The following is a 13,932-nucleotide window of genomic DNA, read 5'->3' on the forward strand; positions in this document are numbered from 1 at the left end:
TTCCCACCAATCTTCTGACGTCCCCTCCGACAGCGCTCTCCGATGCGCTGTTTTTTTATCTTATCAATTGTTCTTTTTGTGATCTAAATTGTAGTACAACATAATCAATTGGTACTACTATCTGTCGCATCAGATAAATAAAGGTGTCATGTTTGTACTGCAAAGGTGAGGCGAAAACCGCCAGTCAGAGTAAAGTAAGGCGACGTCATCTCTTAAAGGACATGCCATGAACCTGACCAAAACCGACCGCATCATCATGACGCTGGGCCGCCAGATTGTTGGGGGCAAATACGTTCCCGGTTCCGCGCTGCCGGCAGAGGCCGAGCTGTGTGAAGAGTTTGAAACCTCGCGCAACATCATTCGCGAAGTGTTTCGTTCTTTGATGGCGAAACGGCTGATTGAAATGAAACGCTATCGCGGGGCGTTTGTCGCGCCGCGTAACCACTGGAATTACCTGGATACCGAAGTCCTGCAGTGGGTACTGGAACACGATTATGACCCGCGCCTGATTGGCGCCATGAGCGAAGTACGAAACCTGGTGGAGCCGGCCATCGCTCGTTGGGCGGCGGAGCGGGCAACTTCCAGCGATCTGGCGCAAATAGAAGAAGCGCTTAACGACATGATCGCCAATAACCAGGACCGTGATGCGTTTAACGAAGCCGATATTCGTTATCACGAGGCGGTACTGCAATCGGTCCATAACCCGGTGCTCCAGCAGCTGACGGTAGCCATCAGCTCATTACAGCGAGCGGTGTTTGAACGGACCTGGATGGGCGATGAGGGCAATATGCCGAAAACGCTCCAGGAACATAAGGCGCTGTTTGATGCCATCCGGCATCAGGATAGCGAAGCGGCAGAGCAGGCGGCGCTCACCATGATCGCCAGCTCAACACGAAGGCTGAAGGAAATCACATGATATCTCGCTACATCGCAATAGACTGGGGTTCGACCAATCTGCGCGCCTGGCTTTATCAGGGCGAAAAATGCCTGGAAAGCAGGCAATCAGAAGCAGGCGTCACTCGCCTGAATGGCAAATCCCCGGCCGCGGTGTTGAGTGAGATAACCGAAAACTGGCGCGAAGGCGCCACTCCGGTAGTGATGGCGGGAATGGTCGGCAGTAATGTCGGCTGGAAGGTTGCGCCCTACCTGCCGGTTCCCGTTCATTTCTCGGCAATTGGCCAACAGTTAACCGCTGTTGGCGACAATATCTGGATTATTCCCGGGCTGTGCGTCTCTGAAGATAACAACCACAACGTCATGCGTGGCGAAGAGACCCAGCTGCTCGGGGCCCAGGCGCTTGCCCCTTCTTCTGTCTATGTGATGCCCGGCACCCACTGCAAATGGGTGCAGGCCGACCGCCAGCAAATCCACCATTTCCGCACCGTGATGACCGGTGAACTGCATCACCTGCTGTTGAGCCACTCGCTGATTGGCGCCGGGCTGCCGCCGCAAGTTGCGGCACCGGAAGCATTTCACGCCGGACTCGAACGCGGGCTGGCCTCGCCTGACCTGCTGGCCCGGCTGTTTGAAGTGCGGGCGGCGCATGTCCTGGGGGCGCTCCCGCGTGAACAGGTGAGCGAGTTTCTCTCCGGGCTGCTGATTGGCGCGGAAGTCGCCACCCTCAGCGAGCGCTTTGCCGGGCAGCAGGCGATAACGCTGGTTGCCGGATCGACGCTGACCGCCCGCTACGCTCAGGCGTTTCATGCCATGGGGCGCGATGTCGCCACCATTGACGGCGATACGGCCTTTCAGGCGGGCATACGCTTCCTGATCCAGTCCGCCCCGGTGCTGGCGACCCGCTCAGCGGAATGATTTTGTGTAACTAAGGAGCATCGCATATGCAGTGGCAAACTAAGCTTCCGCTGATCGCAATTCTGCGCGGCGTAACGCCGGAAGAGGCATTGGCGCACGTTGGCGCGGTGATCGACGCCGGGTTCGACGCCGTTGAGATCCCGCTGAATTCCCCCCGCTGGCAGCAGAGCATTCCGGCCATTGTCGAGGCCTACGGTTCGCGGGCGCTGATTGGCGCAGGCACCGTGCTCCAGCCGGAGCAGGTTGATGAACTGGCAAAAATGGGCTGCCGGCTGATCGTGACGCCGAACATTCAGGCCGAGGTGATTCGCCGCGCGGTGGGTTACGGCATGACCGTCTGCCCGGGCTGCGCGACGGCGACGGAGGCATTTACCGCCCTGGATGCCGGTGCGCAGGCGCTAAAAGTGTTCCCTTCATCCGCCTTTGGCCCGGAGTACATCAAGGCGCTGAAAGCCGTGTTACCGCCGGAGGTTCCGGTGTTCGCCGTGGGCGGCGTGACGCCAGAGAATCTGGCGCAATGGATGAAGGCCGGCTGTGTCGGCGCCGGGCTGGGCAGCGATCTGTATCGTGCCGGGCAGTCCGTCGAACGGACCGTACAACAGGCAACAGCATTTGTTAAAGCGTATCGAGAGGCTGTGCAATGAAAATAACCAAAATCACCACGTACCGTTTACCTCCGCGTTGGATGTTCCTGAAAATCGAAACCGATGAAGGCGTGGTCGGCTGGGGCGAACCGGTCATTGAAGGGCGCGCGCGTACCGTTGAAGCGGCGGTCCACGAGCTGAGCGACTATCTCATTGGTCAGGACCCGGCGCGAATTAACGACCTGTGGCAGGTGATGTACCGCGGCGGATTTTATCGTGGCGGCCCGATTCTGATGAGCGCAATTGCCGGGATCGATCAGGCATTGTGGGATATCAAAGGCAAGGTGTTGAACGCCCCGGTGTGGCAGCTGATGGGCGGCCTGGTGCGCGATAAAATCAAAGCCTACAGCTGGGTAGGGGGCGATCGTCCTGCAGAAGTCATTGACGGTATTAAAAAGCTGCGCGGCATCGGCTTTGATACGTTCAAATTAAACGGCTGCGAAGAGATGGGCGTAATCGATAATTCTCGCGCGGTCGATGCTGCGGTCAATACCGTCGCACAAATTCGCGAAGCTTTCGGCAGCGATATTGAGTTTGGCCTCGATTTTCATGGCCGCGTCAGTGCGCCAATGGCCAAAGTCTTAATTAAAGAGCTGGAACCCTATCGTCCGTTATTTATTGAAGAGCCGGTACTGGCGGAGCAGGCAGAATATTATCCGAAGCTGGCAGCACAAACCCATATTCCTATTGCTGCCGGTGAACGGATGTTCTCGCGATTTGAATTTAAACGGGTGCTGGAAGCCGGCGGCCTGGCGATTTTACAGCCGGACCTGTCGCACGCCGGCGGTATTACCGAGTGCTATAAAATTGCCGGAATGGCGGAAGCCTACGATGTGGCGCTGGCACCACACTGTCCGTTGGGACCGATCGCTCTGGCGGCCTGCCTGCACATCGATTTCGTCTCTCGTAATGCGGTCCTCCAGGAGCAGAGTATGGGCATTCACTACAACAAGGGCGCGGAACTGCTCGACTTTGTAAAAAATAAAGAGGACTTCAACATGGAAGGCGGCTTCTTTAAACCGCTCATGAAACCAGGGCTTGGCGTGGAGATCGATGAAGCGCGGGTGATTGAGCTAAGTGAAAATGCGCCGGACTGGCGTAATCCTTTGTGGCGGCATGCGGATGGTTCTGTCGCGGAATGGTAAATGCGCGTCATATTTCACGCCGCAGGTGTGTTGGCTGCAATTGCGCACCCCAGTCACTTACTAATGTAAGCTCCTGAGGATTTGCAATTTTGCCGCCTTCCTGCAACGTGAACTATGTAGAGCATTCGAAAGCAAAATAAAAATTTTAAACACACCCTCTGTAAACTACAGGGCATGGTGAGCGGCTTCGCTATGCCCAAAATCTGGAGACAGATTACGATGGATATTTCAGTTACCGCTGTAAAACCCGGGCGTCGCCGCTATTTGACGCTGATTATGATCTTTATTACCGTCGTTATTTGCTATGTCGACCGCGCCAATCTGGCGGTGGCATCCGTCCATATTCAGGAAGAATTTGGCATCACCAAAGCGCAAATGGGTTATGTATTCTCGGCCTTTGCCTGGCTGTATACGCTCTGCCAGATCCCAGGCGGCTGGTTCCTTGACCGCGTGGGTTCGCGTCTGACCTACTTTATCGCCATTATGGGCTGGTCGGTGGCGACGTTATTCCAGGGCTTTGCCACCGGTCTGATGTCGCTGATTGGCCTGCGGGCGATTACCGGGATTTTTGAAGCGCCGGCCTTCCCGACCAATAACCGCATGGTCACCAGCTGGTTCCCGGAACATGAACGCGCCTCTGCCGTTGGCTTTTACACCTCCGGGCAGTTTGTCGGGCTGGCGTTCCTCACTCCGCTGCTGATCTGGATTCAGGAGATGCTGAGCTGGCACTGGGTATTTATCGTGACCGGCGGCATCGGCATTATCTGGTCGCTGATCTGGTTTAAGGTCTATCAGCCGCCGCGTCAGACCAAAAATATCAGCAAAGCTGAGCTGGATTACATCCGTGATGGCGGTGGCCTGGTGGATGGCGATGCGCCGGTGAATAAAGCATCCCGCCAGCCGTTAACCAAAGCGGACTGGAAGCTGGTCTTCCACCGTAAGCTGGTAGGAGTTTATATCGGGCAGTTCGCGGTGGCGTCCACGCTGTGGTTCTTCCTGACCTGGTTCCCGAACTACCTGACGCAGGAAAAAGGCATCACCGCACTGAAAGCCGGTTTCATGACCACGGTGCCGTTCCTGGCCGCCTTTGTTGGCGTGCTGCTCTCAGGATGGCTGGCGGACCGGCTGGTGAAAAAAGGCTTCTCGCTGGGCGTGGCGCGTAAAACGCCGATTATCTGCGGCCTGCTGATCTCGACCTGCATTATGGGCGCGAACTACACCAATGACCCGGTGTGGATCATGGTGCTGATGGCGCTGGCATTTTTCGGTAACGGTTTTGCGTCGATTACCTGGTCGCTGGTTTCGTCCCTGGCCCCGATGCGCCTGATTGGCCTGACCGGTGGGGTATTTAACTTTATTGGTGGCCTCGGCGGCATCACCGTGCCGCTGGTGATCGGTTACCTGGCACAGGATTACGGTTTTGCCCCGGCGCTGACCTACATCGCGGTGATTGCCCTGATCGGCGCGCTTTCCTACATCCTGCTGGTGGGCGATGTTAAACGTGTAGGCTAAGTCTTCCCGATGCAATACCCTGATGCGATGGTTGTTCATCAGGGTATATACCCGTCATACTCCAAGTTGCATGTGCATTGGCTGTCCTCGCTCACCCAGTCACTTACTTGAGTAAGCGCCAGGGGATCCCCTGCGTTGCCGCCTTCCTGCAACTCGAATTATTTAGGGTATCCCATGAAGCAAGTTACTTTTTCTGCACGTAATCATCAGCTTACCAATACCCGCACCTGGACGGCGGATAGCCAGTGGCTGGTCTTTGATGTTCGACCGTCAGGTGCGTCTTTTACCGGTGAGACTATTGAACGCGTCAATGTGCAAACCGGCGTCGTCGAAACGCTTTATCGCGCCGACCATGGCGCCCATGTTGGCGTCGTCACCGTACATCCATCGGCCGATAAATATGTCTTTATTCATGGCCCCGAGCACCCGGATGAGCACTGGCAGTACGATTTCCACCATCGTCGCGGCGTGGTGACGTCTCAGGGAGAGACGCACAATCTTGACGCGATGGATATCACCGCCCCCTATACGCCCGGCGCGTTGCGCGGCGGCAGCCACGTCCATGTTTACAGCCCGGACGGACAAGCGGTGAGCTTTACCTATAACGATCATGTGCTTCATGAACGCTCAGCCGCGCTGGATCTACGCAACGTTGGCGTCGCGGTGCCCTATGGTCCGGTCATTCCTCAGGGGCAGCATCCGCGGGAGTATGGCGGTAGCCACTGGTGCGTGCTGGTGAGCCGGACCACGCCAACGCCGGTGCCGGGCAGCGATGAGATTAACCGTGCGTATGAAGAAGGCTGGGTGGGGAACCATGCGCTGGCGTTTATTGGCGATACGTTGTCGCTCAAGGGCGAAAAAATTCCGGAGTTGTTCATTGTGTCATTGCCGATGAGCGAGCAGGGCTGGAAGCAGGCGGGAGACGCGCCGCTGGCGGGCACTGACGCCACTCTGCCGGCCCCGCCAGCCGGGGTGATGCAACGCCGTTTAACCTTTACTCATCAGCGCCGCTATCCGGGGCTGGCCACGACGCCGCGACATTGGGTACGGGCCAATCCGCAGGCGACGCAGATAGCCTTTTTGATGCGGGATCAGGCGGGAGTGGTTCAGCTGTGGCTGATTTCGCCGCAGGGCGACAATCTGCGTCAGCTCACCCATAACGTGAATGACATTCAGTCGGCCTTTAACTGGCACCCGTCAGGGGAATGGCTGGGGTTCGTGCTGGATAACCGCGTGGCTATCTGTCATGCCCAAAGTGGGGAAATCTCATTTTTGACTGCCGATCATGAAAACCCACCGTCAGCAGATGCTGTGGTGTTTTCACCGGACGGGAAGCATCTTGCCTGGATGCAGGAGACGGGCGGCTATCGTCAGCTGTGGATAACTGAGGTCGCGTTTTAGATCAGGGTAATGGCATGTCCGCTGGCGGGATCACTGAGTTGGTCGCCAGCGTCGCTTTCTCACTTTTTTCCACGCGCGATTTTATCGAGCTATCGGTGCGGAACATGTCCCACGGCAACAGCAAGGTGTCCATCACTGCAGTGAAGGGCATATCCAGTACCACCAGGGATTTGGTTCCCCAGTTGGCATCTTCGTTACCCAGCATCTGCGCGCTGGCACGGGTTCCCGGATAGGTGCCTTCCTTGCCGCCGGTATGTGACATCACGCTGGAGCAACCGCCTAAACCCACAACTCCGCTGAACAGTAACAGCTTTAACAGACCGCTTTTCATCATTCTTCCATCGTAGTGTCGGGCATTGAGATAACCTTCACATCGGTTATATCGAGCCATCCCGAGAATGCCTAGCGTTATTGCGCTGCACTGTGGCAGCCATCGCATTTTGCCTTTTGTGCTTTCCACCCAGTCTAAGCAATCAGCAGGAAACTGCAAAAAAAATTGGTTTAACGCGCTTGAAAACGTCGGGATAAACCACATTTTAAGAATGTAACCCGATGAGGAGTACGCCTGCGGGGTATTCCGGGTAATAACGACCTGTCCATGATGGAAGGTCAACCACTCTCGCTGATTTCAGGAGCTATTTGTTATGCGTAATTTCGATCTCTCTCCGCTGTATCGTTCTGCTATTGGTTTTGACCGCCTTTTCAATCTGTTAGAAAACAATCAGAGCCAGAGCAATGGCGGCTACCCTCCGTACAACGTTGAGCTGGTAGATGAAAACCATTACCGCATTGCTATCGCCGTGGCCGGTTTCGCCGAGAGCGAACTGGAGATCACCGCGCAGGATAATCTGCTGATTGTCAAAGGCGCCCACGCGGACGAGCAGAAAGAGCGGACCTATCTTTATCAGGGCATTGCGGAGCGCAACTTTGAGCGCAAATTCCAGATCGCGGAAAACATCCATATCCGCGGCGCAAACCTGGTAAATGGCCTGCTGTACATCGAACTGGAACGCGTGATCCCAGAAGCGGACAAACCGCGTCGTATCGAAATTAACTAAGTCGTTTGGGCCGCACGCGCTGCGGCCTGATAACAACCCAAATATGCCTGCCGTCAGGGGGCACATGCGAATCCACGGGATTTGCAGATATTCACTCGCTTCTTAGAAGGAGAAACACCTATGCGTAACTACGATTTATCCCCGCTGCTGCGTCAATGGATCGGTTTTGACAAACTGGCCAACGCGCTTCAAACCACCAGCGAAAGCCAGAGCTTCCCGCCGTACAACATTGAAAAAAGTGACGATAACCACTATCGCATCACCCTTGCGCTGGCAGGGTTCCGTCAGGAAGATCTGGATATTCAGCTGGAAGGCACGCGTCTGAGCGTCAAAGGGACGCCGCAGCAGGCTGACAAAGAGACAAAATGGCTGCATCAAGGGCTGGTCAGCCAGGCCTTTAGCCTGAGCTTCACCCTGGCAGAAAATATGGAAGTCTCCGGCGCCACGTTCAATAACGGGCTGCTGCACATTGAGTTAACCCGTAACGAGCCGGAAGTGGTTATCCCGCAGCGCATCGCGATTAGCGAGCGCCCGGCACTCAACAGCTAATACGACCATTTCCTATAAAGCCCCGATTCTCGGGGCTTTTTTTTGCACGCTAATCCCGAAGATTCACGATTAAGCCAGCGCGCTACGTCGTTCCGATGACCCGCTGATTATTGTGCGCCAGGCTGCATACAGACCCTGAGGCTTAGGCCATAATCCCTGATGTTGATGGTGTTATTCACAGGGAGCAGGCGATGAGTGATATAGCATTGACCGTCAGCGTACTGGCGCTGGTGGCGGTTGTCGGGTTGTGGATCGGCAGTGTCAAAATCCGCGGCGTCGGGTTTGGGATTGGCGGTGTGCTATTTGGCGGCATTATCGTTGGCCACTTTGTGGATCAGGCGGGGATTGCCCTCAGCAACCCGATGCTCCACTTCATCCAGGAATTTGGCCTGATCCTCTTCGTCTATACCATCGGTATTCAGGTGGGGCCGGGGTTCTTCGCCTCGCTTCGCGTCTCCGGGCTGCGGCTTAACCTCTTCGCTATCCTGATTGTCATCCTCGGCGGGCTGGTCACCGCCATACTGCACAAGCTTTTTCAGATCCCGCTGCCGGTGGTGCTGGGGATTTTCTCCGGCGCGGTGACCAACACCCCTGCGCTCGGGGCCGGGCAGCAGATTCTGCGCGACCTGGGCGTACCGTTCGACGTGGTCGATCAGATGGGGATGAGCTACGCCATGGCCTATCCGTTCGGCATCTGCGGGATTTTGCTGACCATGTGGCTGGTGCGCCTGTTCTTTCGCATTAACGTTGAAAAAGAGGCCCAACAGTTTGATGAAAGCAGCGGAAACGGCCACTCGGCGCTGCAAACCATCAACGTCCGCGTTGAGAACCCCAACCTGAACAATATGGCGATTCAGGACGTGCCGATGCTCAATAGCGACAAGCTGATTTGCTCTCGCCTCAAGCGCGATGAGCTGCTGATGGTGCCCGCGCCGACCACCCTCATTCAGACCGGCGACCTCCTGCACCTGGTGGGGCACCCGGCGGATTTACACAACGCGCAGCTGGTCATCGGGATGGAAGTGGCAACTTCCCTTTCAACCCGTGGTACCGACCTGAAAGTTGAACGGGTGGTGGTGACCAACGAGAAAGTGCTAGGCAAGCGAATCCGCGACCTGCATTTTAAACAGCGCTATGACGTGGTGATTTCGCGCCTCAATCGTGCCGGGGTGGAGCTGGTGGCCAGCAGCAATGCCAGCCTGCAGTTTGGCGATATCCTCAACCTGGTGGGACGCCCGGAAGCGATTGACGCGGTGGCCGCCGAACTGGGCAACGCCCAGCAAAAACTGCAGCAGGTGCAGATGCTGCCGGTCTTTATCGGCATCGGTCTGGGGGTGCTGCTTGGCTCAGTGCCGCTGTTTATTCCCGGCTTCCCGGTGGCGTTGAAGCTGGGGCTGGCCGGCGGGCCGCTGATTATGGCGCTGATCCTCGGGCGAATCGGCAGCATCGGCAAGCTCTACTGGTTTATGCCGCCGAGCGCCAACCTGGCGCTGCGTGAACTGGGGATCGTGCTGTTCCTCGCGGTGGTTGGGCTGAAGTCCGGCGGCGATTTTGTCGCCACGCTGACGGAAGGCGACGGGGTCAGCTGGATTGCCTACGGCATTTTTATTACCGCCATACCGCTGCTGACGGTGGGGATCCTGGCGCGATTGCTGATGAAGATGAACTATCTGACCCTGTGCGGCATGCTGGCCGGTTCGATGACCGACCCGCCGGCGCTGGCTTTCGCCAACAACCTGCACGCCACCAGCGGCGCGGCGGCGCTGTCTTATGCCACGGTCTACCCGCTGGTGATGTTTTTACGCATTATCACGCCGCAGCTACTGGCCGTGTTGTTCTGGGGGATGAGTTAGCGGGGTATCCAGGTGGGCGCGCCGCAGATGGTAGTCCACCTGATATTCGCTGGCGTTACGGAACATCACCGAATAGTTGAGAAACTCGCCGCTATCGCTATAAGACAGGGAGGTAATACGCAGCAGCGGCGTCTGCTCCTGCACGTTCATCGACCGGGCCAGCTGCTTGTCGGCGAGGACCGGCGTCAGGCTCTCGTAGTTACCGCTGATGGTGATCCCGCACTCTTTCTCAATGTAATCAAATTTCGAGCCCTCCAGGTGGATTAGCGACAGGTTGCGGAACAGTTTGACCGGCATATAGCTGTCCTCCAGCATCAGCGGTTTTCCGTCCACGTAGCGCACCCGGCGCGAGAAGTAGATCCGCTCGTTAATCTGGATGCGCAGCTGGCTGGCGATAGCCGGTGGCGCCGGCATCACTTCGAAGATCAACACCTGGCTCACCACCTCTTTCCCCTGTTTATGCAGCACTTCGGCAAGCCCGGTGAGGTTGGTGGTCTCGTGGTGCACGTCTTTGCGGGCGACATAGGTCCCTGAGCCATGACGCCGCACCACCAGCCCCCAGCTAATCAGCAGCTCGATTGCCTTACGGATGGTCATCCGCGCCACGCCGAACTCTTCCGCCAGCTTTTTCTCACCCGGAAGCGGACTGCCGATATTGAAATCGGAGGAATTCAGCCGAAGGCGCAATCTGTCTGCAATAGATTTGTAGATCACCAGTAGACCTCTGTCCCGCTTTTTTAACGGTGTGTGAATGGATAGAAGTGGTCGAAAAACACACGTAATACAGCATGCTATGAAGTGGCGTCCCCAAAGCGATGGTCAGCGTTATTCATCATGTCTATTTTTAACACCAAAAGTAGACAACATTGCTGTAATTAAAACCATGAAAGCGATCACGAATCGCAGCGCCATTGCATGTCGCCAGTCCAGTAAATTCCTATTCTCGCTTTAGGCCGATACTCAAGACAAATAAGGCCTCTTACCCTACTGGTTGCTCTATGAGGATTTTAAAATGCTCAGTCAAATACAACGTTTTGGCGGCGCCATGTTTACCCCGGTTTTACTCTTTCCTTTCGCCGGGATCGTGGTCGGTATTGCCATTATGCTGCGCAACCCGATGTTCGTCGGTGAAGCGCTGACCGCTCCTGATAGTTTATTTGCGCAAATTGTTCACATTATTGAAGAAGGCGGCTGGACTGTATTTCGTAATATGCCGCTGATTTTTGCCGTTGGCTTACCCATTGGTCTTGCAAAGCAGGCTCAGGGCCGCGCCTGTCTGGCGGTACTGGTGAGTTTCCTGACCTGGAACTACTTCATTAATGCCATGGGGATGACCTGGGGGCATTTTTTCGGCGTCGACTTTACGGCTGACCCGACCGCCGGAAGCGGCCTGACGATGATCGCCGGTATTAAAACACTGGATACCAGTATTATCGGTGCGATCGTTATTTCCGGGATCGTCACGGCACTCCATAACCGCTATTTTGATAAACCGCTGCCGGTTTTCCTCGGTATTTTCCAGGGCTCCTCGTTTGTCGTCATTGTGGCCTTCCTGGCGATGATCCCCTGCGCCTGGTTAACGTTATTGGGTTGGCCAAAAGTGCAGATGGGCATTGAGTCTCTGCAGGCATTTTTACGCTCAGCCGGGGCGCTGGGAGTCTGGGTCTATATTTTCCTTGAGCGTATTCTGATCCCAACCGGCCTGCATCACTTTGTCTACGGACCGTTTATTTTCGGCCCGGCGGTGGTGGAAGGCGGCATCCAGGTGTACTGGGCGCAACATCTGCAGGAATTCAGCCAGAGCACTGAACCGCTGAAAGCCCTGTTCCCGGAAGGCGGCTTCGCCCTGCATGGCAACTCCAAAGTCTTTGGTTCCGTCGGGATTGCGTTGGCGCTCTACTTTACCGCCGCACCTGAAAACCGCGTCAAGGTGGCCGGCCTGCTGATCCCGGCGACGCTGACCGCGATGCTGGTGGGGATTACCGAGCCGCTGGAGTTCACCTTCCTGTTTATCTCTCCACTGCTGTTTGCTGTCCATGCGGTGCTGGCCGCGACCATGGCAACGGTGATGTATATGTGCGGGGTCGTCGGCAACTTTGGCGGCGGTCTGCTGGACCAGTTCCTGCCGCAAAACTGGATCCCGATGTTCCACAACCACGCTTCGATGATGTTCATCCAGATCGGTATCGGGGTGTGCTTCACCGCGATCTACTTCGTTATCTTCCGCAGCCTGATCCTGCATTTCAACCTGAAGACCCCGGGCCGCGAAGAGAGCGAAATCAAACTCTACAGCAAAGCGGATTATCAGGCGGCGCGCGGCAAGACCAGCGCGGCAGGCGCGACGGAATCCAAATTAGGCCAGGCCGCAGGTTTCCTGCAGGCGCTGGGCGGCGCGAGCAACATCGAAAGCGTCAACAACTGTGCCACCCGGCTGCGTATCACGCTGGTTGATATGGCGAAAACACAAAGCGACGACGTCTTTAAAGCGCTGGGCGCGCACGGGGTCGTGCGGCGCGGCAACGGGATTCAGGTCATCGTTGGCCTGCATGTTCCCCAGGTGCGCGACCAGCTGGAATCCCTGATGAAAGAATCTCTACAGACCGAACACACCACCATGACGGAGGCAGTATCATGAAAAAATTCTCAGTTGTTATCGCAGGCGGCGGCAGTACCTTCACTCCGGGTATCGTTTTGATGTTGTTAGCAAACCAGGACCGTTTTCCGCTGCGGGCACTGAAATTTTATGACAACGACGGCGCGCGTCAGGAGACCATCGCCGAAGCGTGTAAGGTGATCCTCAAAGAGCAGGCGCCGGATATCGAATTCAGCTACACCACCGACCCGCAGGCGGCCTTTACCGATGTCGATTTTGTGATGGCGCATATCCGCGTCGGCAAATATCCGATGCGTGAAAAAGATGAGAAGATCCCGCTGCGCCACGGCGTACTGGGCCAGGAGACCTGCGGACCTGGCGGTATCGCTTACGGGATGCGCTCTATCGGCGGCGTACTGGAGCTGGTGGACTATATGCAAAAATATTCGCCGAACGCGTGGATGCTGAACTATTCCAACCCGGCAGCTATCGTGGCGGAAGCCACCCGTCGTCTGCGTCCGAATGCGAAAATCCTCAATATCTGCGATATGCCGATCGGCATTGAAGGGCGGATGGCGCAAATCGTCGGCCTGAAAGACCGTAAACAGATGCGCGTGCGCTACTACGGCCTGAACCACTTCGGTTGGTGGACCTCAATTGAAGACCTGCAAGGGAACGATTTGATGCCGAAACTGCGGGAACATGTGGCGAAATTTGGCTATGTTCCGCCATCTAACGATCCGCACACCGAGGCCAGCTGGAACGACACCTTCGCCAAGGCCAAAGATGTACAGGCGCTGGATCCGGACACCATGCCGAACACCTACCTGAAGTACTACCTGTTCCCGGATTACGTCGTCGAGCACTCCAACCCGGCGCGTACCCGTGCTAACGAGGTGATGGATCACCGTGAGAAAAATGTCTTCAGCGCCTGCCGCTCGATTATTGCCGCGGGTCAGTCTTCCGCCGGCGACCTGGAGATCGATGAGCACGCCTCCTACATTGTGGATTTGGCGACCGCCATTGCCTTCAACACCCAGGAGCGCATGCTGCTGATTGTGCCGAACAATGGCGCTATCCATAACTTTGACGCCGATGCGATGGTGGAGATTCCGTGCCTGGTCGGCCACAACGGCCCGGAACCGCTGACCGTCGGCGATATCCCGAACTTCCAGAAAGGGATGATGAGCCAGCAGGTCGCGGTAGAGAAACTGGTGGTTGATGCCTGGGAGCATCGCTCCTACCACAAACTGTGGCAGGCGATTACGCTGTCGAAAACCGTGCCGAGCGCTTCCGTCGCTAAAGCGATTCTCGACGACATGATCGAAGCCAACAAAGACTACTGGCCGGAACTGCACTAACCCT

At 56.3% G+C, this 13,932-nt stretch carries 13 protein-coding genes and 1 other annotated feature; of the genes, 11 read left to right on the top strand and 2 right to left on the bottom strand.

Annotated features, from left to right (window positions below):
- Positions 1–226 precede the first annotated feature (226 nt).
- The 6 genes from dgoR (at position 227) to HF679_RS18495 (ending at position 6,514) form a co-directional block, all read left to right on the top strand.
- Positions 227–916, top strand: coding sequence for a D-galactonate utilization transcriptional regulator DgoR (gene dgoR / locus HF679_RS18470; protein WP_123756996.1), 690 nt, complete (start codon positions 227–229; stop codon positions 914–916).
- A complete protein-coding gene (locus HF679_RS18475) occupies positions 913–1,812 on the top strand; it encodes a 2-dehydro-3-deoxygalactonokinase (protein ID WP_123756997.1) in 900 nt (299 codons plus the stop codon). The genes dgoR and HF679_RS18475 overlap by 4 nt, the downstream gene beginning before the upstream one ends.
- A gap of 26 nt (positions 1,813–1,838) precedes the next feature.
- Positions 1,839–2,456 (top strand): 2-dehydro-3-deoxy-6-phosphogalactonate aldolase, encoded by a 618-nt coding sequence (locus HF679_RS18480; protein ID WP_123756998.1) that lies wholly within the window; start codon positions 1,839–1,841, stop codon positions 2,454–2,456.
- Positions 2,453–3,601 (top strand): galactonate dehydratase, encoded by a 1,149-nt coding sequence (dgoD, locus tag HF679_RS18485; protein WP_123756999.1) that lies wholly within the window; start codon positions 2,453–2,455, stop codon positions 3,599–3,601. Before HF679_RS18480 ends, dgoD begins: the two co-directional genes overlap by 4 nt.
- A 174-nt stretch (positions 3,602–3,775) precedes the next feature.
- Positions 3,776–5,113, top strand: a complete 1,338-nt coding sequence (locus tag HF679_RS18490) for an MFS transporter (RefSeq protein ID WP_123757374.1) — start codon at positions 3,776–3,778, stop codon at positions 5,111–5,113.
- Positions 5,114–5,287: 174 nt separating this feature from the next.
- A complete protein-coding gene (locus tag HF679_RS18495; protein WP_187042279.1) occupies positions 5,288–6,514 on the top strand; it encodes a DUF3748 domain-containing protein in 1,227 nt (408 codons plus the stop codon).
- 1 nt (position 6,515) lies between these two features.
- On the opposite strand, the gene HF679_RS18500 is transcribed toward HF679_RS18495, so the two are convergent.
- On the bottom strand, positions 6,516–6,848 hold the full coding sequence (locus tag HF679_RS18500; RefSeq protein WP_123757001.1) for a YceK/YidQ family lipoprotein: 333 nt from the start codon (positions 6,846–6,848) through the stop codon (positions 6,516–6,518).
- Between the two features lie 243 nt (positions 6,849–7,091).
- Positions 7,092–7,165: a sequence feature (ROSE (Repression Of Heat Shock gene Expression) occurs in the 5'-region of heat shock genes and acts as an RNA thermometer to modulate expression.), on the top strand.
- On the opposite strand from HF679_RS18500, the gene ibpA reads away from it, so the two are divergent.
- The 3 genes from ibpA (at position 7,159) to HF679_RS18515 (ending at position 9,974) form a co-directional block, all read left to right on the top strand.
- The gene (gene ibpA / locus HF679_RS18505) at positions 7,159–7,572 is read left to right on the top strand and encodes a small heat shock chaperone IbpA (protein ID WP_123757002.1); all 414 of its coding nucleotides are present in this window, start codon (positions 7,159–7,161) and stop codon (positions 7,570–7,572) included. It overlaps the preceding feature by 7 nt.
- A gap of 120 nt (positions 7,573–7,692) precedes the next feature.
- Complete coding sequence (ibpB, locus tag HF679_RS18510; RefSeq protein ID WP_123757003.1) at positions 7,693–8,121, top strand: small heat shock chaperone IbpB; 429 nt, start codon at positions 7,693–7,695, stop codon at positions 8,119–8,121.
- Positions 8,122–8,312: 191 nt separating this feature from the next.
- A complete protein-coding gene (locus HF679_RS18515; RefSeq protein WP_123757004.1) occupies positions 8,313–9,974 on the top strand; it encodes a putative transporter in 1,662 nt (553 codons plus the stop codon).
- Here the strand turns inward: HF679_RS18515 and HF679_RS18520 are convergent.
- Positions 9,942–10,688: a GntR family transcriptional regulator gene (locus HF679_RS18520; protein ID WP_123757005.1), complete on the bottom strand. Its 747-nt coding sequence runs from the start codon at positions 10,686–10,688 to the stop codon at positions 9,942–9,944. The genes HF679_RS18515 and HF679_RS18520 overlap by 33 nt on opposite strands.
- A 298-nt stretch (positions 10,689–10,986) precedes the next feature.
- On the opposite strand from HF679_RS18520, the gene HF679_RS18525 reads away from it, so the two are divergent.
- Together HF679_RS18525 and HF679_RS18530 are read left to right on the top strand one after the other, a co-directional pair.
- Positions 10,987–12,609, top strand: coding sequence for an alpha-glucoside-specific PTS transporter subunit IIBC (locus HF679_RS18525; RefSeq protein ID WP_123757006.1), 1,623 nt, complete (start codon positions 10,987–10,989; stop codon positions 12,607–12,609).
- Positions 12,606–13,928: a 6-phospho-alpha-glucosidase gene (locus HF679_RS18530; protein WP_154144387.1), complete on the top strand. Its 1,323-nt coding sequence runs from the start codon at positions 12,606–12,608 to the stop codon at positions 13,926–13,928. The genes HF679_RS18525 and HF679_RS18530 overlap by 4 nt, the downstream gene beginning before the upstream one ends.
- The last annotated feature ends 4 nt before the right edge of the window (positions 13,929–13,932 follow it).

The sequence above is a fragment of the Enterobacter sp. JUb54 genome, assembly GCF_014298075.1.
In the GTDB taxonomy this organism is placed as follows: Bacteria; Pseudomonadota; Gammaproteobacteria; order Enterobacterales; family Enterobacteriaceae; genus Klebsiella; species Klebsiella lignicola.